The sequence below is a fragment of the Kitasatospora sp. NPDC057542 genome, from assembly GCF_042801945.1.
Lineage (GTDB): Bacteria > Actinomycetota > Actinomycetes > Streptomycetales > Streptomycetaceae > Kitasatospora.
The window spans coordinates 1-16,831 of sequence record NZ_JBHVFE010000169.1 but is presented as its reverse complement, the minus strand read 5'-3'; the positions used below and the strand labels follow the sequence as shown (position 1 = coordinate 16,831).

At 73.1% G+C, this 16,831-nt stretch carries 19 protein-coding genes; 7 read left to right on the top strand and 12 right to left on the bottom strand.

Going from position 1 to position 16,831, the window contains the following annotated elements; genetic code table 11:
- Positions 1-43: 43 nt before the first annotated feature.
- The 4 genes from ACFU7Y_RS21730 to ACFU7Y_RS21715 form a co-directional block, all read right to left on the bottom strand.
- Positions 44-1,000 carry a hypothetical protein gene (locus ACFU7Y_RS21730; RefSeq protein ID WP_380769362.1) on the bottom strand — a complete coding sequence of 319 codons (957 nt, stop codon included), beginning with the start codon at positions 998-1,000 and terminating at the stop codon, positions 44-46.
- Entirely contained in the window at positions 997-1,830 is an 834-nt protein-coding gene (locus tag ACFU7Y_RS21725; RefSeq protein ID WP_380769360.1) for a hypothetical protein, read from the bottom strand. The genes ACFU7Y_RS21730 and ACFU7Y_RS21725 overlap by 4 nt, the downstream gene beginning before the upstream one ends.
- The gene (locus ACFU7Y_RS21720; protein WP_380769358.1) at positions 1,827-2,687 is read right to left on the bottom strand and encodes a hypothetical protein; all 861 of its coding nucleotides are present in this window, start codon (positions 2,685-2,687) and stop codon (positions 1,827-1,829) included. The genes ACFU7Y_RS21725 and ACFU7Y_RS21720 overlap by 4 nt, the downstream gene beginning before the upstream one ends.
- 68 nt (positions 2,688-2,755) lie before the next feature.
- A complete protein-coding gene (locus tag ACFU7Y_RS21715) occupies positions 2,756-3,676 on the bottom strand; it encodes a hypothetical protein (protein WP_380769357.1) in 921 nt (306 codons plus the stop codon).
- A 378-nt stretch (positions 3,677-4,054) separates the two neighbouring features.
- Between ACFU7Y_RS21715 and ACFU7Y_RS21710 the strand changes: the two genes are divergently transcribed.
- Positions 4,055-4,696: a hypothetical protein gene (locus ACFU7Y_RS21710; RefSeq protein ID WP_380769355.1), complete on the top strand. Its 642-nt coding sequence runs from the start codon at positions 4,055-4,057 to the stop codon at positions 4,694-4,696.
- Between the two features lie 193 nt (positions 4,697-4,889).
- On the opposite strand, the gene ACFU7Y_RS21705 is transcribed toward ACFU7Y_RS21710, so the two are convergent.
- Together ACFU7Y_RS21705 and ACFU7Y_RS21700 are read right to left on the bottom strand one after the other, a co-directional pair.
- Entirely contained in the window at positions 4,890-5,750 is an 861-nt protein-coding gene (locus tag ACFU7Y_RS21705) for an alpha/beta fold hydrolase (protein WP_224281690.1), read from the bottom strand.
- Between the two features lie 176 nt (positions 5,751-5,926).
- On the bottom strand, positions 5,927-7,372 hold the full coding sequence (locus tag ACFU7Y_RS21700) for a CdaR family transcriptional regulator (RefSeq protein WP_224281688.1): 1,446 nt from the start codon (positions 7,370-7,372) through the stop codon (positions 5,927-5,929).
- A 274-nt stretch (positions 7,373-7,646) separates the two neighbouring features.
- On the opposite strand from ACFU7Y_RS21700, the gene ACFU7Y_RS21695 reads away from it, so the two are divergent.
- The gene (locus ACFU7Y_RS21695; protein ID WP_380769353.1) at positions 7,647-8,621 is read left to right on the top strand and encodes an alpha/beta hydrolase; all 975 of its coding nucleotides are present in this window, start codon (positions 7,647-7,649) and stop codon (positions 8,619-8,621) included.
- 152 nt (positions 8,622-8,773) lie between these two features.
- Here ACFU7Y_RS21695 and ACFU7Y_RS21690 read toward each other — a convergent pair whose 3' ends face one another.
- On the bottom strand, positions 8,774-8,983 hold the full coding sequence (locus ACFU7Y_RS21690) for a DUF397 domain-containing protein (RefSeq protein WP_224281684.1): 210 nt from the start codon (positions 8,981-8,983) through the stop codon (positions 8,774-8,776).
- A complete protein-coding gene (locus tag ACFU7Y_RS21685; protein WP_224281682.1) occupies positions 8,980-9,834 on the bottom strand; it encodes a helix-turn-helix transcriptional regulator in 855 nt (284 codons plus the stop codon). The genes ACFU7Y_RS21690 and ACFU7Y_RS21685 overlap by 4 nt, the downstream gene beginning before the upstream one ends.
- 246 nt (positions 9,835-10,080) lie before the next feature.
- On the opposite strand from ACFU7Y_RS21685, the gene ACFU7Y_RS21680 reads away from it, so the two are divergent.
- Both ACFU7Y_RS21680 and ACFU7Y_RS21675 read left to right on the top strand, forming a co-directional pair.
- Complete coding sequence (locus ACFU7Y_RS21680) at positions 10,081-10,473, top strand: ATP-binding protein (RefSeq protein ID WP_224281680.1); 393 nt, start codon at positions 10,081-10,083, stop codon at positions 10,471-10,473.
- On the top strand, positions 10,470-10,727 hold the full coding sequence (locus tag ACFU7Y_RS21675; RefSeq protein ID WP_224281678.1) for a hypothetical protein: 258 nt from the start codon (positions 10,470-10,472) through the stop codon (positions 10,725-10,727). Before ACFU7Y_RS21680 ends, ACFU7Y_RS21675 begins: the two co-directional genes overlap by 4 nt.
- A 3-nt stretch (positions 10,728-10,730) precedes the next feature.
- Here ACFU7Y_RS21675 and ACFU7Y_RS21670 read toward each other — a convergent pair whose 3' ends face one another.
- Positions 10,731-11,714 (bottom strand): helix-turn-helix transcriptional regulator, encoded by a 984-nt coding sequence (locus ACFU7Y_RS21670; RefSeq protein ID WP_224281677.1) that lies wholly within the window; start codon positions 11,712-11,714, stop codon positions 10,731-10,733.
- A 186-nt stretch (positions 11,715-11,900) separates the two neighbouring features.
- Here ACFU7Y_RS21670 and ACFU7Y_RS21665 point away from each other — a divergent pair, with 186 nt between their 5' ends.
- Entirely contained in the window at positions 11,901-13,022 is a 1,122-nt protein-coding gene (locus tag ACFU7Y_RS21665; RefSeq protein WP_380769349.1) for an alpha/beta hydrolase, read from the top strand.
- 46 nt (positions 13,023-13,068) lie between these two features.
- Complete coding sequence (locus ACFU7Y_RS21660; protein WP_380769346.1) at positions 13,069-14,175, top strand: RICIN domain-containing protein; 1,107 nt, start codon at positions 13,069-13,071, stop codon at positions 14,173-14,175.
- 95 nt (positions 14,176-14,270) lie between these two features.
- On the opposite strand, the gene ACFU7Y_RS21655 is transcribed toward ACFU7Y_RS21660, so the two are convergent.
- The 3 genes from ACFU7Y_RS21655 to ACFU7Y_RS21645 are packed head-to-tail and all read right to left on the bottom strand — an operon-like array spanning position 14,271 to position 16,396.
- Positions 14,271-15,416 carry a hypothetical protein gene (locus ACFU7Y_RS21655; protein WP_380769344.1) on the bottom strand — a complete coding sequence of 382 codons (1,146 nt, stop codon included), beginning with the start codon at positions 15,414-15,416 and terminating at the stop codon, positions 14,271-14,273.
- Positions 15,417-15,426: 10 nt separating this feature from the next.
- Positions 15,427-15,855 (bottom strand): hypothetical protein, encoded by a 429-nt coding sequence (locus tag ACFU7Y_RS21650; protein WP_224281673.1) that lies wholly within the window; start codon positions 15,853-15,855, stop codon positions 15,427-15,429.
- 19 nt (positions 15,856-15,874) lie between these two features.
- The gene (locus ACFU7Y_RS21645; protein WP_224281672.1) at positions 15,875-16,396 is read right to left on the bottom strand and encodes a peptidylprolyl isomerase; all 522 of its coding nucleotides are present in this window, start codon (positions 16,394-16,396) and stop codon (positions 15,875-15,877) included.
- 172 nt (positions 16,397-16,568) lie between these two features.
- Between ACFU7Y_RS21645 and ACFU7Y_RS21640 the strand changes: the two genes are divergently transcribed.
- Positions 16,569-16,763 carry a hypothetical protein gene (locus tag ACFU7Y_RS21640; RefSeq protein WP_224281671.1) on the top strand — a complete coding sequence of 65 codons (195 nt, stop codon included), beginning with the start codon at positions 16,569-16,571 and terminating at the stop codon, positions 16,761-16,763.
- Positions 16,764-16,831 lie beyond the last annotated feature (68 nt).

Sequence of the window (16,831 nt, the reverse complement as noted above, 5' to 3'; positions counted from 1 at the left end):
CCCCGAGGGAAGCCGGCCCGTCCGCAGATTCACTGAGGCTATGTCAGGCGAGCAGGTCGGACTGGAGGGTGACGACCTGACGGAAGGGGACGGTCGGGACGCCCGCGGGGTTGGTCATGGTGATGACGGCGAGGATGTCGGAGGCGGAGACGTAGGCGAAGCGGGCGGTGGGGTCGCCCTTGGGGCCGGCTGTGGTGGATTCCATGACGGTGCGGCTGATGCCGTCGACGGTGTCCCAGTCGGAGTGGGAGGTGGTCCTGGTGTCGGGTGCGGCCTTGGGCTGGGCCTTGCCGCGCAGGGCGGTGAAGGCGTCCCAGGACTCCCGGAAGGAGCCGAAGCGCAGCAGCCGGATCTGGGTGCGGGTGCCGTCGGAGGCGGTCCACTCCCGGACGGTGGCCGCACGGCAGGCGTCCGCCAGCAGCAGGGAGCGCATCTTGGCCGCGTCCTGTTGTTCCTCGGCGATCGCGTCGCAGGGCACCCACTGACCGAACTCGGAGACGGGGGCGAGCGCGGTGGCGGAGGCCGAGGGCGTCGGGGAGGCCGTCGGCGAAGCCGAGGGGGTGGGGCCGAGGGTGGGGGCCGGGAAGACGGGCGGGGTCAGGGAGCCGCCCGCCTCCTTGGGGGCGGGCAGCAGCAGGTAGCGCAGGTCCGCCTGGTGCGGGGACCTGCCCTTGCCGTCCGGGGCCTCCTTGCCGGCGGGCAGCGGCGGCAGCGTCAGCGGCGCGAAGGTGTAGCGGCCGTCGCTCGCGGTGGCCAGCCCGGGCAGGTCGGTGCGCTCGGGCGCGGTGACGGCCAGCGCGGTGCCGGTGCCGGCGAGGGCGAACACCAGGGCGGCGCAGCTCCAGCGCACCGCGGCCTTGCGGCGGCGGGTGCGGCGGGCCTCCTGCTCCGCGAGGACGGTGGGGTCCGCCGGGGCGGCCGGGTCCTCGGGAACGAGGGGGACGGCGGGATCCGCGACGGCCTCGGGAACGGGCGGCGGCGGGGTGGCGTGGCCGGTCATACGGAGGCTCCCGGGCGGGCGAGGCGGTCGAGCTGGAAGGTGAAGAGGGCGACGATCTTGTCCTTGGGCAGCGGTGCCACGCCCTCGGCGTTCATGATCACCAGGAGGTCGCCCTCGGCGGCCGAGCACTCCAGGTAGTCGATCGGCGCGGACGGCGGCGCGGGCATCAGGTAGCAGTGCGCCTCGGGGTGGCCCGGGATGGCCGGGCCGATCCGGAACAGGCCGGTGTCGCCGGTGAAGACCGCGGTGTACTCGTTGATCCGCTGCACTTCCTGCTGGTTGAACTGGCGCAGCTTCAGGCTGACCACCAGGTCGTCCCCGGCGGCCCGGTAGGTGCGCACGCCGGTGGCCTTGACGTGCATGCCCTCCCAGTAGGAGCGCATCTTGTCGCGCTTCTCCTTGGGGAGCTGCTGGAGGTCGGCGTCCAGTTCGGCGGACAGCTGCTCGCCGTTCAGCTCGGTGTCGTTGCCGTAGCCGCCGTCGTCCGGGCCCGGTTCGTAGCCGGCCGGGACGGGCAGCAGCAGGTCGCGCAGGGAGCCGAAGTGGCTGCCGTTGGACTTGGCGCCGTACGGCGTGGCGGTCGCGGTGGGCGTGGGAGCGGTGGACGGGGCGGCGGCGGTGGCCGGCGCGGGGTCGTCGTACTGGGTCTTGATGATGCCGACGCCGATGGCCACGCCGACCAGCGCGGCCGCGGCCGTCGCGGCGCCCGCGCGCAGCAGCCGGCGGGAGGCGGGGCTCGGCCCGGCGGGTGCGGCGGGTGCGGGGGGCAGGGCTTCGGGCGTCGGCTCGGGCGCGCCCGGGGCGACGGTGGTCACGGTGTCGTCGTTCATACCAGCCGCTCCCACTGCCGCTTGGCGAGGTCCTTGAGGGTGTCGGGGTTCACCGGCTGGGTGCCGAAGACCTCGATCGTCATCTGCACCGTGCCGCGCTTGGCGATGGCCTCGCCGTAGTAGTACTGCTCGGTGCTCTCGGCCCAGTGGTCGGGCTCGGTTTCCACCTTGTAGCCGCCGTTGGCGCCCTCGGCGAACTGCTGCCGCCAGTCGACGGACTTCGCCTCGTCGGCGTGCTCCGCGGTGTACTGGACCAGCTGGACGCGGTAGCGGACGCCGTCCTGCTTCCAGTCGACCTCGGCCGCGCGCCGGAAGCCGTGCGAGGCGAGGTCCTTGAACCTGGTGGCCGTCTTGCCGCTCTCCTCGGCGAGTTCGCCGATCGAGATCCAGCTCGGCTTGTCCGGGTAGTCCCCCCAGGGGGTACTGCCCTCGGGGGCGCTGATCAGCAGCTTGGTCAGGTCGCCGTCGATGGAAAGCGGCTTGGGCTGTTCGGCGGCGAGGGCGGCCGGGTCGACCGTGTCGGCCGGGTAGGACGGGTGGGCGACCTGGAGCGGCGGCAGCGGCGTGGGCGGGCGCTGGGCCTGCACGGCGTAGCCGACGCCGCCGCCGGCCAGGGCGCCCAGCACCAGGGCGCAGGCGGTCAGCAGCACGGGGCGGGGGCGGCGCGGGGCGCGCGGAGCGGGGGCGGCACCGGCCTCGAACGGCTCGAACGGCTCGGCCGGGGCGGCGGGTTCGCCGAGCTCCGGCGCGACGGGCGGCGCGACGGGCGGCGGCGGAACAGCGGGCGCGGCGGGCGCTGCGGGCCCGGACGCGGGTGCGGGTGCGGCGGGCGCCGGCTCCGCGGGTTCGGTGGTCACGGAAGTGGCTCCAGAGAAGGAGGAAGAAGAGGAAGGGGGTGGCGTCGTACGGGCGGCCGGAGCCGGGCTCAGCCGCCGGTGGTGAGCCACTCGCGCTGGCGCTTCATCAGCTCGTTCAGCAGCGCCTTGTCGGGCGTCCCCTTCACGTCGACGTCGATCGTGTACTGGACGTCGCCCTGGCTGGAGATGCCGCTCATCGAGCCGGTGAACGCCTGCTGCTTGGGAGCCTTCAGGTAGCCGCGGCCGCCCGGGTCGCCGTCGATGTCGAACGGGTCCAGCGACTTGACCTTGTAGCCCTTGACGAAGTCGTCCGCCATCGCGGTGGAGCCGAACTTCAGCAGGGTGACGGTGACTTCGGCCTTGCCGTCGGCGGTCCGGTACATCCGGGTCGCGCCGCCCTTGTAGCCGTAGGACTTGAGGATGTCCATGATGCCGTCCTGCTTGCCGAAGAGCGCGGCGACGTCGTCGTCGGTCATGGTCATCCCGTCCACGGGTCCGTAGGACTCGCCGCCGGCCGGGATGGGGAGCAGGAAGTAGCGCAGGTCACCCTCGTGCTTGCCGCCGTTGACGGTGCCCTTGACGGTGCTGGCCGGGGCGGGCTCGGCCGGGACGGCGGTGGGCACCGGGACGGGCGCGGCCGAGGGCGTCGCGCTCGCGGTGGCACTCGCGGTGGCGCTCGCGGCCGGCTTCGACGGGGCGGGTGCGGCTGCGGTCGCGGCGGGGCGGGCGTCGGGCTTGCCGACGGCGACGGTCACCGCGGCGCTGGTCGCGGTGACGGCGAGCAGGCCGGCGGTGGCCAGCACGACGCCGACCGCGCGCGGCAGCCGGCGCGGGGCCGGCTCCGGGACGGGCACGGCGCCCCCGGTTCCGGCGGCGGCCTGCTCCGGCACGGCGCTCTGCTCCGGCACGGCGAGCGGCGGCGCCATGGCAGCCGGCTCGGCCGGTGCCGGAGGTCCGGCGGCGGCGCTCTCGTTCTCGGGCTCGGGCAAGGGAATCCCCCCAGGAAGAATGCGGAATCTCACGCGCGGGCCCCTCGCGGGAACCACTCCCCCAAGCGGGTTCTCCGGGCGTTCCGTCACGCGTGTCGCCAGGAATTATGAGAGCCCGCTGACAGCGCTGCCAAAGCAATCAATCACCACACTCTCACCCAATGTTCGATGAACCGGGCACGTCGTGATCGAACCGCAATGGGCCGCTGTCCTGCGGTGATGACGCAGTGTCGACACATCGATTTCGAACACGGCTGCCCCCGTCCGGCCCGTCACGATGTCGCGGTCCCGTCACCGCTCCGCACCAAGGCCCGCCCGCGGGGCCGGCCGGCGTCAGGAACGGGCAGAGGCCACCTGACGGGAGGGAAGGAGAGAGCCATGGCCGAGGAGGAGTCCGGCCGCCGGCGGGCGGTACCGGCCGCGGCGGCGCTCGCGGTGCTGGCCGCCGCCGGGGCGCCGGCGGTGTGGGCGTGGTCGCTGGACGAGCCGGTGGGCGGGTGGCTGCCGTGGCTGTGCGCCGCCGCGCCGGCGGTGGCCGTGACCGCCTCGCTCCCGCTGCGCCGGCGAGCGGGCGGCGGCCCGTACACGGGGCTCTGCGTGTGGGCGGTGCTGCTGCTCACGGCCGTCTGGGGTGCGGCGTTCGCGACGGCCCAGGCCGTCCACACCGTCCAGGTGCGGATGCACGAGCCGCGCAGCGTGCCGGCGGTGGTGACGCACTGCCGGGTGACCGGCCGGCTGCCGGTGGAGGGCGGCGGCCTGGGCGCCAGGACGTACGGCTGCGCCTACCGTTGGAGCGTGGACGGACAGGAGTTCAACGAGGAGCGCCCGGTCGGCGATCCCTACCCGGACGGCCACGAAACCCGCGTCTGGCTGGAGGACGGCGGGCGGATGGTCACCGGCCGGCCGAGCCTGCTGGGGGTCCCGTTCTGGATCGTGCCGGCTCTGCTCGGCCTGGCCGCCGCGCCGTACTTCGCCTCCCGCCTGGCCGGTCGGGCCCGGGAGGCGGCCCTGCGAGGTTGACCGGTGCGACCGGGGCCGGGTCAGGTCCGCGGTTCGTCGTCGGCCCCGGGTACGCGCCGTACCCGGGGCCGCTGGAGGGCCTCGCGCACCGAATCCGCGAGGCCACCCGCCGACCGGTTCCCGGAGCCGACTCCATGCGGAGCCGAGCGATCAGCGCCGAGAATCCTTCGGGGGTTGACTCCGGAGCCGACCGCTACGCATCGCTGCGGCTCAGGAATTCGCCGACGGTCCTGACGAAGAACTTCGGATCGTCCAGCCACGGGAAGTGCACGGCACCCGGCTGGACGACGAACTCCCCACGTGGGAAGAGCGCCGCGACCTCCGCAGCCTTGTCCGGGCGAGGGGACGGGTCCAGCTCGCCCGCGAGCACCAGCACCGGCACGTCGAGCTCGGTCAGCACCTCACGCACCGCAGCCGCGTCGTCGAACGCGCCGGGACCGGGGTAGGCGTGAGCGGCCTCCTCGTTGTGACCGTCCTCGCCGGAGGCGGCGTGGGCCTCCGCCTCCGCGTCCCAGCGGCCGTAGATGAGGCGGTCCAGGAACCGCCAATCGTCCTTGGTCGCCTCCCCGGCCATCGCCCGCTCGAAGGCGGGCACTGCCTCGTCGTACCAGGGCTCTCCGCTGCGCAGCGCGAGCGCCTCGCGCCGTCCCTCCAGCGGGAACTCGATGCCGGCCGCCCGGGCCCGGGCGGTCACCAGCACCAGCGACCGGATCCGCTGCGGATACCGGCCGGCGTAGAGCAACGCGAGGTCGCCGGCGGCGGAGTGGGCCAGGACGTCGATCCGTTCCAGCCCGAGGTGAGCCCGGAGCGTTTCGATGTCGTCCACCTGCCGGTCGACGCGGTAGCTCGACGGGTCAGCCGGAGTCTCGGACTCCCCTGTGCCACGCAGGTCGAGCAGCACGAGCGAGCGCCCCGCGGCGGCCGGCAGGCCACCCAGGTCACCGAGGTAGGCGGAGGCCAGCATCGGGCCTCCGGGGAGACAGACCAGCGGATCACCCTCCCCCACGGTGCGGTAGGCGAGGCGGGTTCCGTCCGGAGCGGGAAATGTCGGCATCCGGTCATCCTGACACCGGCCACCCCCGCCCGCCACGGATTACCGGCCGGGGGCGTTCCGGAGGCATCCGGCCCCACAGGTCGTCCGACACCGACCACGGCGGTCTCTTCCCCGCGGTCTACGCAACGAGCCGATGGACGAACGGACATGGGCGCTACGCGGTTCTGTTGGCTCCGCTAAGCGGCTTCGACCCGACTGTGGTCACCAGCCGTGACGGACCGCCCGGCCTGATCGCGTCGGGCGCGCGTCCGCTGCGGCGGGACCTGCTGTCCCGGGGGGACGCTCGCGCCGCGCCGGCCCTGCGGATCGGCGCCGGGCGTCCGGCCGGCGAGGTCGTCGCCCGGTGCGGCGGCCTGTGCCTGGCGCCGGCCGTCGTCGCCGGATGCACCGAGGGATACGAGGAGTTCGCGGATGCGCAGGCCCATGTGCAGGGTGATGCGGTCCGCTCCGTTGTCCAGGTCGACCCCGGTGATCTCCTGGATCTGCCGCAGCCGGTAGTGCAGCGACGTGCGGTGGATCCGGAGTGCTTCGGCGGTCCTGGATGTCGATCCGGCTTGATCGAGGAAGCAGCGCAGGGTCGCCTCCAGGCGGTGTCCGCCGCTGGATTCCAGCAGGGCGCGCAGTGGCTTCGGGAGCAGTGACTCGTTCAGGGCGCGGTCCGGCAGTTGCAGGAGCACGGCGAGCTCACCGAGCTCCTCCCAGGAGCCGATGCCCTTCAGTCCGGGTATCCGGCGTGCCGCGCGCACTGCGACGAGCGCCTGCTCGTAGGAGGTTCGGGCGTCGGCGAGACCCGTCTGGTGGCCGCCGATGCCGATGACGGGAGGAGCGGCGGAGGCGTCCAGGCGGGTGCCGAGGACCTCCATGATGTGCCGGGACTGCTCCCGGAGTGCTTCCGGTGTCAACGGCCGGTCGGCGAGCTGGAGCAGGACGGCTCGGTTCGATGTGACCGCGAAGGCGCCGTGTGCCGATCGGGTACGCCGGAACCCCTCCAGCGCCCCGCGCAGTGCGGTCGCCGCCTGCCCGGGAGACACCGGGGAGCATGCCACCTGCACGAGGCTGACCACCGCGTGGGGGGCGTCCGGGAGCAGCGCGTCGTCCAGGAGCTGATTGCGGGACTCGGCGCGCGCAGTGGGGCTCGCTCCCAGCAACGACAGAAGAAGCTCCTGCTCCCTGGTCTTCTCGGCATCGGCCAGGACGTGATCGGCGTACAGCTGGCCGGCGATGGCGGGCGTTGCCCGGGCGATGGCTTCGGCTTCCTCCGGGCCCAGGGAGCCGTCCGGTGCGATGACCATCAGCAGACCGAGGAAGTGGCCGCGCTGACGCAGCGGCACGCAGTAGCGGGAATGCAGTCCGAGATCGTCCCGGCCCTCGATGAAACCCGGCCTGGACCACCGGGTGGCGCCCTGATCGAGGACGTGACGGACGGCTTCGCTGCTTGCCCGTCCCTGCAGAAGGCTGTGGACGCGTGCCGGGTCCGCGTCGTCGAAGTGCCGGCTCGAACAGATGCCCCTGACCGAGGGGCCGGCCAGGGCCACGGACCGGCGGAGCGACTCCGCGAGTTCCTCGATCAGTTCTCGCAGCGCGGCACTGCCGACGGGGGCTCGCCGCCGTTGTTCGGTCATGGCAGTCCTCATTCGTGGTCGTCCCGGTGCGGCGCGGGGCCGGCGGGCCGGGATCCGGCGGCGGCTCCCCGCGCACCGGTCCCGGGGCCCGGATCGCTCCGGTCCCGCTTGTCCCCGGGACACCGTGACACCGCGGCGATGCCCCACGGTGCACGGCTCTTGCCTGTGTCCGCGGGGATGGCCGGGCCGTCGTGCATCCGGTGCGGGACTGCCCCAGGCTGATCCCGCGGCCCGTTGCGAGTGGCCGGTGAACCGCCCCTGCGGAGGAGTGCCCGTGCACGAAGACGTCCACGTTCCCCGGGTGCCGCCCGTCCTCGGGCGGCAGACGCGTGCCTTCGTCGAGTCCTGCCCGTGGCCGGCTCCCCCGCAGGCCGACGGCCTCGCGTCGAGGGAACGCATGGCGGCGCTGTGGGACGGCGGCGGCCGCGAGGAGCCCGATGTCGAGGAGGAGTGGCTGGCTGTGCCGGGCGGGGACGAGGATCGCATCCGGGTGCGGATCCTCCGTCCCGCGGGTGCCTGTGAGCCGCTGCCGGTCGTGCTCTACCTGCACGGGCTCGGCTGGATGCTGACCGATGCCCACGCGCACCGGCAGCTGCTGGTGGACCTGGTGCTCGGAGCGGACGCGGCCGTGGTGGTCCCCGAGTACGACGCACCGGAGCACGCCCGCCACCCGGGTGCCGTCGAGCGGGCGTACGCCGTGGCCCGGTGGATCGCCGGGCACGGCGCGGGATGCCGACTGGACGGGAGCAGGATCGCGGTGGTCGGCGCCAGCGCGGGCGCCCAGCACGCGGCCGCGCTCACCCTCGTGGCGCGGACGCGCCGCGGCCCGCGCTTCCGTCACCAGGTGCTGGTCTGCCCGGTGACCGACGCGGCGATGGACACTCCGTCCTACCGCCAGTTCGCGGAGGGGTACTTCCTGACCCGCGCCGCCATGGCCGAGTACTGGCAGCAGTACGCGCCGGACCCGCGGGACCGCGCGCAGGGCGCCGTCTCACCGCTGCGCGCGCCCGTGCGATGTCTCGTGGGCCTGCCGCCCACGCTCGTCATCACCGCCGAGGCCGACGTCCTGCGTGACGAGGGTGAGGCGTACGCGGCACGGCTGAGGCAGGTGGACGTCCCGGTCGTGTCGGCCCGTTACCACGGCACGATCCACGGGTTCGTCCTCTTCGACCGGCTCCGCGGCACGGAGGCGTCCGAGGCGGCACGCATTCAGATGACGGATGCCCTGCACACCGCCCTGCATTCTTGAGGTCACCTGGGCCCGTCCACGGGGACGGCGGTGAGCGCCCTCGGCTGCGGCAGATGTCCAGGGTGGATGCCGCACGTCCCTCAACCAGGAGGCGGGCCTGCTCTTGCCAGGCGGCCCCGCGTGGTCCGCGGGGCCGCCCGGCAAGAAGCGCTTCAGCAGTTGGTCGGGAAGTCACCCGCCCGGATACCGGCGACGAAGGCCTGCCACGCCTTGGAGGTGAAGGCGAGGGCCGGGCCATGGGGATCCTTGCTGTCCCGAACGGGAACGACGCCGGTGAAGCCATCGGCCACTTCGACACAATCACCGTCGCCATTGCTGTAGGTGCTCTTGCGCCAGACGGTCTCGTCGGGTCGATCTCTCATGTGCCGTACTCCTCTGCGACGTTCCTCAACCAGGAGATGGCCTTCTCGGGTTGGACCGATGAGGCCATGAGTCGGTGGAATACGTCGTCATGTCGGGCAATCTCGGATTGCTCCTCGACGTACGTCTTGCTGGTGATCGTCTCGGAGTAGGCGACGCTGCCAACGATGTCACTGAAGGAGAAGATCGAGAACGATGAACCCATGGCGGCATGAGCACCAGCAGAGAAAGGGAGTACCTGCACAGTGAGGTTTGGGTGCTGTTCTGCCAAGTCGGCAATGTGCCGCAGCTGGCCTGCCATCACAGTGTGGTCGCCGATCAGGCGACGCATTACTGCTTCACCGAAGATCGCCCATATCTGAGGTGGGTCATGCCGATCGAGGATCCGTTGCCGTTCCATACGGAGGGCAAGCCTGCGCTCGACCTCTTCGATCGACTCTGCCGGCTTCATCGACCGGATGACGTTCCGCGCGTACGCCTCGGTTTGCAGCAAGCCTGGAACCAGCTCGCACTGGAAAGTGCGGATCTTCGTGGCATCGGATTCGAAGCCCACGTAGGCGCGGAATCGCTCCGGAACCGCCTCGCCGTACGCATGCCACCAGCCCTGTTGGCGGCTCTGGCGTGTCAGTCCGAGGAAGTGCTTCACCTCATCGGGTGAAGTGACGCCGTAGTGCGCCAGGAGCTTCGCGGCGTCACGCTCCTGCAGTGGCACCAGGCCGCTCTCGATGCGGCTCAGCTTCGAAGCGGACCAACCCAGCGCGGCGGCAACGTCCTTGGCGTTCAGATCGCGCGATGCGCGCAACTTGCCAAGCTCGCCGCCGAGCCTACGCCGCAGCACGGTCGGACTGCCCATGCGTCACACTCCCTGGCTGTTCGCTTCCTTGCATAGTTTGCCACCCCTTCCGAGGCCCAGCCGCGCCTCATGATCATGCAATTGCACGAGCGAAGCAGTTGCATGCAATTGCCCGGCTAGGGCAATCTACAGGGAGTAGTCCTTCGGGTCGCTTGAGTGACCACGGGTGGTCTGCTGCCGGGCATCCCTATGCCTCCGCCCGGCACCGCATGGCTTCAAACTTCATGCCTGGAAGGTGGATTCGCCATGTCCTCCCACTCCTCCACCACCTGGCTGCCGCGCAGCCGCCGCGCCCCCTCCGAGGGGCGCGCCCTCCTCGCCTCGCTCCTCGCCTCCACCCCGAACCCGGGGCTCTACCTCGACTCGGGGCTGCTGATCGTCTCCGAGCTCGTGACCAACGCCCTTCTGCACGGCACGCCGGCGGGGCACCTCATCTACCTCGCGCTCGACCTCGACCCCGCCCGCCTGCGCATCGAGGTGCACGACGCCCGGCGGGACCGCGAGCCCGTCCTGCGCGCCCTCACCCTCGACGGCGAGGCCGGGCGCGGCCTCCACCTCGTCAAGTCCCTCTCCATCCGGACGGGCTGCTCCCCGCGCAAGCACACCGGCAAGATCGTCTGGTGCGAGGTGGCCGCGTGAGGGCCGATCACGACGTCCGCGTGGAGATCCCGGGCCACCGCCCGCCCGCCGTCCACACCCTCAGCGACGACGCCCTCGAACGGATCTGGGCTTCGGTCTGCCACCTGCCGATGTCCCGCTTCCAGCACTACGTCCTGGAGCGCCGCCTCACCGGCCCCTGCGCCAGGCGCGACATCATCCGCGAGCTCGCCGACGCCCCCGTCCTCGCCCTCCCCCTCGGCGACCGCGAAATCCGCATCAGCTGGGCGAACTGACGCCTACAGCCACCCCCGCCGGGCCGCCTGGACCCCGGCCTGGAACCGGGTGGTGGCGCCCAGGTGGGCCAGCAGGGTGGAGACCCGGCGCACCACGGTGCGCCGACCCAGACCCAGCCGGCGGGCGATGGCGTCGTCGGTGGCGCCGCCGGCCATCAGGGTGAGAATCCGCCGGTCGCGTTCGTCGATGCACAGGTCGACCTCGGCCATGGAGGCGGGCACGGCCAGGCGCCACAGCGTCTCGAAGACCGCCGCCAGCGCGTGCAGCAGGCCGGAGGGGCGGATCAGCAGCGACACCACGCCGGGGCGGTCGTCGGCGGGCAGGGTGACGATGGCCAGGTCGTCGTCACCGATGGCGAGCTTGAGCGGCGGCTCGTCCAGGGTGCGGGCCTGCTCCCCCGCCTCGACCATCCGGGCCATGTTGGGCCCGACCACCGGGTCCTGGAACGCGCACCCCTGGTAGATCACGCGGTAGACGACGCCCGCGGCCATCCGGCGGCGCTGGAGCACCTCCTGGTCGAGGTAGTGGGCGGGGCTGCCGGAGTACGGCGGCACGTCGATGACCCGCACCCGGTGGCGGGCGGCCAGTTGGAGGCGGCGGCTGGCGGCCAGTACCCCGGCGGGGTCCTCCACCACCTCCAGCGCGCCGTAGCTGCCGGTGTCGCGGCGGGCGAAGCGGTAGAGCCGTTCCAGTTCGGCGCCGGCCCGGCGGGCGGTGGCCTGGCGCAGCGCGTCGTGTTGCAGTACCGCTTCGACCACCCGGGCGGGCGGCAGGGCCTCCCAGGCGTGGTCGCGGTCGTCGGCGCTGTCGGTGGTGTCGAAGGCCACCGCGACGCCCTCGTCGGCGAGGTCGCGCAGCACGGCCAGGACGGCCTCCTCGTCAAGGCCGCTCTCGCGTGCGAGTTCGGGTACGCGGGCCCGTGGCCGGCCGACCAGGCTGTGGTAGACGCGGCCGCGTTCGGAGTCCGGTTCCAGCACGTCGTGCACGACGCCCCCCAGTCATCGTGTCCCGCCGCCGTGTCATGTCCCGGGCGGGGCCGGGGGAGGCTACCCGCGCCGGCGGCGCACATGCGCCAGTGGCCCAGGTGCGCCGCCGGGTGCTCTGGCGTCCGGGCGGGGCCACTGGCAAGAGTTGTCGGTGATCAGTCAGATCACGGAAGGCCGAGGACGACCATGACCCACGCCCGGCTCCGGCGCGCCCGCGCGGCTCTCGCCGCCCTGGCCGCCTGCCTGCTCCCGCTCGCCGCACCAGCCGCGCCCGCCACGGCGGCCGGTTCCGCCGTCACCGGTCCCGCCGTACACGCGGAGGCCGACGGGCCCCCGCCGCTGAGCGACGGCTTCGGGCTGACCCAGGTCGGCGCCGCCACCGGCAGCGCCACCAACTTCGTCGTCACCGTCACCACCCCCCAGGTCGCCGGGCCGCACACCATCCGCATCCTGCTGCCCGCCGACTACGCGGCCCACCCCGACAGGCGCTACCCCGTGCTGTACTTCCTGCACGGCGCCTCGGACAACCCGAGCGACCCGGCGCTGGCCTACCCCGCGCTGACCGCCGCCCAGTCGATGATCACCGTCATCCCGGACGGCGGCCTGCGCGGCTGGTACACCGACTGGCTCGACCAGAACACCGCCGCCGGCGCGCAGAACTGGGAGACCTTCCACCTGAACCAGGTCCTCCCGTTCGTCGACGCCAACCTGCGCACCCGCACCGATCGCGCCCACCGCGCCGTCGGCGGGCTGTCCATGGGCGGCTTCGGCGCCCTGCACTACGCCCAGGACCGCCCCGACCTGTTCGGCCAGGTCCTCACCATGTCCGGCGCCAACGACCTGTCCACCGCCGAGATGGTCATCCGCGGCGCCGTCGTCGCCACCCTGACCAACGTCGGCACCGTGCTCTGCGGCCCGAGCGACGGCCGCCCCTGCGGCCTGGACTTCGGTCCCACCGTCTCCAGCGACGCGATCTTCGGCAGCCCGTACCCGGTGTTCAACGCCGACTGGCGCTGGAACGCCGCCGACCCGGCCTCGCGCCTGGGCCTGCTCGCCGACACCGGCATCGCCGTCTACACCGGCAACGGCAACAACAACCCCGCCGACATGGAGTTCTGGGCCGAGGGCACCGCCAAGCGCGTCAAGGACCGCCTGGACGCCCTCGGGCTGGCGTACCGCTACGTCGACTACGGCAACGGCGCCGGCTGGGGCACCGACTGCCACGGCGGCCACACCCCTGGCTGCTGGGCGCAGGACCTCGCGGACTACGTCCCGCGTCTGGAGGCGGCGTTCGCCGCCGCGCCCTGACGCCGTCCCTCTCCCGCACCTCTCCCCCGACGAAAGGACACCACCCTTGCCCGCCACCACACCCCTTGACCGCACCGCGCCCTGGCTGCGCCTGCTCGCGGCCCTCCTCGTGACGTGCTGCGCCGCCCTCGGCCTGACCGCCGCGCCCGCGCACGCCGCCCCGGCCCCGGCGCCCGCCCCGCTCGCCGCCTGCACCACGCCGCAGCAGTGCCTGTCCATCAAGTCGCTCAGCAACGGGCGTCAACTCGACGTCCAGAACGGCAACACGGGCGACGGCGCCTACATCGTCACCAACTCCGCGCCCGGCTACCACCAGTCCTGGCGGCTGAACGTCGACCCCTCGGACTACACCTTCACCATCGTCAACAACGACACCGGCAAGTGCATCGACCTGGCCGCCTGGTTCGTCCCGGCCCTGCGCCAGCAGACCTGCGCCGGGCAGGCCAGCCAGCGCTGGTTCCTGCAGCCGGCTCCGGGCGGCGCCGCCGACGCCTTCATGATCCGCCACGCGGGCGACAACACCTGCCTGGACCTGCTGGCCGGCGCCCAGTACGACGACGCCTGGACCGACCAGTACGCCTGCAACGGCACCGTCAACCAGCAGTGGTCCACCGGCTTCCCGGCGGCCGCCCGCAATCTGGCCCTCGACCACGCCGCCAAGCAGTGCCAGAAGGACCCCGGCTCCTGCTCCTGGGCCGTGAAGAGCGAGGCCCCCGCGGCGCCACTGCCCAAGATCTGCGTCTCCTCGGTCTGGTTCAACAACACCAGCAGCGCCGCCCAGCAGAACTTCGCGGTCACCACCATGAGCGGCTGGTCCAGCACCCTCGGCGGCCAGATCGGGGCGAACATCGGCGGCGCGGCGCCTGGGGACGTCTTCAAGGCGGAGGTCTCCACCCAGGTCAACTACAGCAACGTCTGGCAGGGCTCGACCACCGTCAACAACAGCGTCACCGTCAACGTCCCGCCGCAGGAGTACGGCTGGGTCACCCTGGCCGAACTCGCCCGCAAGGTCACCGGCACCTGGACCTTCGACGCCCGCGGCATCCCGTGGACCGCCGACGACACCGTCACCGTCCCGCTCACCTCCGACCCGAGCGGCGGCGCGACCCTCTACATCGCCAACACCAGCCCGACCTTCACCACCTGCGCCTGACGAACACCGTCAGTTCCTCGGCCGCCGCCCGGACTTCACCGGGCGGCGGCCCCGCTTTCCGCCGTCTCGAACGGCCGGCGCCGGTCATCGGAGGCTCACCCGCTCCCCTGAGCATCGGCGTGCGCGGTCGCGAGGGTGACCATGTGGTGCATGGCCGCGACCGGGACGGCGGGGTTCCGGGCGGCGATTTCGGCGGTTTCGGCGCAGTGCGGATCGAGCAGGCGCGTCACCAGCTCGTCCGCGGGCAGCGCCGGGTTGGTCGAAGCGGTTTCCCGCACGCCCCGATCGGGGTCGGCGGACAGCCGGACCAGGGCCTCGGGGGCGGTCCGAGGGTCCCTGGCGGCGGCGCGGCGGACCCTCGGGTCGGAGTCCCGGCTGAGCTGTTCGGCGTGGGCGGCGGTGGAGGCCGGGTCGTCGAGCGCGAGCGCCCGCAGGCGCGGGTTCGGGTCGGCGGCGAGGCGCAGCAGGCCGTCGCGGGGGAAGTTGGGGTGGTTGCGCGGGCGGCCGGGGAAGGAGAGGCTGCCGTCCCACCACGCCGCCACCTCCAGCAGCATCGCGGGCGGGGCGTCGTCGCAGGACTCGGCCAGGAAGAGCCGCACCACGCGGTCCTCGTCCCGGGCGAGCAGGGCCACGACGTCCGCGGGCAGGCGGGGTGCCCTGGCGACGCTGCGGCGGACCAGCAGCTTCGGGGAGGACGCGAGTTGACGCATGGCCGCGGCGTCCTCGTGCAGGGCGCCGATCCACCACAGGCCCGTCGTGACGTCCCCGGGCTCGATGTCGGGGGCCTCGGTGGCCATCGCCTCGATCTCGTCGGGGGTGGTGGGCGGCGCGGCGTCGGGGTGCGGGGCGCCTGCGGTGCCGCGGCCGCCGCCCGGCCGTGCCCGGGCCTTCAGGCACTGCTCGGCGAGCTCCGTGAACAGCCCGCGCCGGGGCGCCCCGGGCGAAGCGGCGATGAGCCGGTCCCACTGCGCCGGTGACAGGTGACCGGCCTCGGCGACGGTGAGGCGGACCTGCCGGGCCGGGTGGACGACCGCGGCGTCCAGGACGGCGTCGGGCAGGTCCTCGCGGTACAGGAACCAGTGCCGGCCGGCGTCCAGGAGCCGCAGGAGCAGGTCGGCGGGCGCGGCACGGTTGAAGCCGAGTCCGTCAAGCCAGGAGGAGCCTGTCGCGCGGTCGACTTCGGTGGCCGAGGTCAGCGCCGCCCAGGCGGGGGCGAGCGCGACGGGGTGTGTCTCTGTCACCGGCCGAAGCCTATGCCCGCCGTCCGCGCTTCGCCGGGCGGCGGCCCCTTGTTGCGCTTGTTCCGCCGTCCAGGAGGGCCAGCGCCTCGCGTACCGCCAGGCGGCCGGCGGTACGGAAGGAGTGCTCGCGCGAGTCGACCGGGTGCACGACGGTGTGGTGCACCACGAGCGCCAACGCCACCGGGACGCCGGGCAGTTGCTCGGCCAGTTCGGCGCGCACGCCCTCGGCCAGGGCGGTGTGGAAGCGCTCCGTCTCCCCGGGCTCCGGGCCGCCGTCGACCGTGGCGTCCGGGGCGGACTCGATGTGCAGGCCCTCCTCCCAGGGCTCGAAGTCCACGGTGACGATCGCGACGTCGCCCGGGCAGCTGGTCTGGTGGACGTAACGGGCCCGCACACCGCGGAGCGGGCGGGGCGGGAACGCGCCCTGCACGGCGGTCACCGGGTCGACGGTCAACGGGTCAGGAGTGCTCGATCTCGACGGAGGTGATGACCACGTCCTCGACCGGGCGCTCGTCCGCGGTGGGGGTGGCGGCGATCGCGTCGACCACGGCCTTGGAGGCGGCGTCGGCGACCTGGCCGAAGATGGTGTGGCGGCGGTTGAGGTGGGTGGGGGTGCCCACCGTGATGAAGAACTGCGAGCCGTTGGTGCCCGGGCCTGCGTTGGCCATCGCGAGCAGGTACGGCTTGGTGAAGAACAGCTCCGGGTGGAACTCGTCCGCGAAGGAGTAGCCCGGGCCGCCGGCGCCGGTGCCGGTCGGGTCGCCGCCCTGGATCATGAAGCCCGCGATCACCCGGTGGAAGAGCGTGCCGTCGTAGTACGGGCCCTTGCCCGGCTCGCCGGTGCGCGGGTCGGTGTACTCCCGGGTGCCCTCGGCGAGTTCGGCGAAGTTGCGGACCGTCTTCGGCGCGTGGAACGGGAACAGCTCCAGGCGGATCGGGCCCGCCGTGGTGTGCAGGGTGGCGAACCGGGCAGTGGCCACGGGGTGACTCCTCGGGGTGCGGCTGGCGGACGGGGTTGTGTACGGCCGGTGCGGTGACCAGGGCCGTTCGGTTACCGCATCCTGGCACAGCCTCCGGCTTCCCGGCCGAACCGGGTGGGACGATCCGCACGTCACAGGGAGCAGGACGTCGAGCGAAGGGCGGGTGGCCGCGATGGTCGGTGCGGTTCTGGTGGGGGTGCTGGTCCTGGTCGTCGCGGGGTGCGGCTGCGTGGTGTGGGCCGACCGGGGCGGGCCGCGCTGGACCCGGGTGGTCGCGGCCCTCACCCTCGGCGCGGGGAAGGCGGTGCGCAGCTACCAGCGCAACCGGCCCCGCCAGGTGGGGAACAGCGGCGGGGACGGTGACTGAGCCGCCGTCCGGGGACGAGCGGCGGGGCCGTCGGGACATGGCGCGTCCCCGGCCGCCGGGGTGCGTGG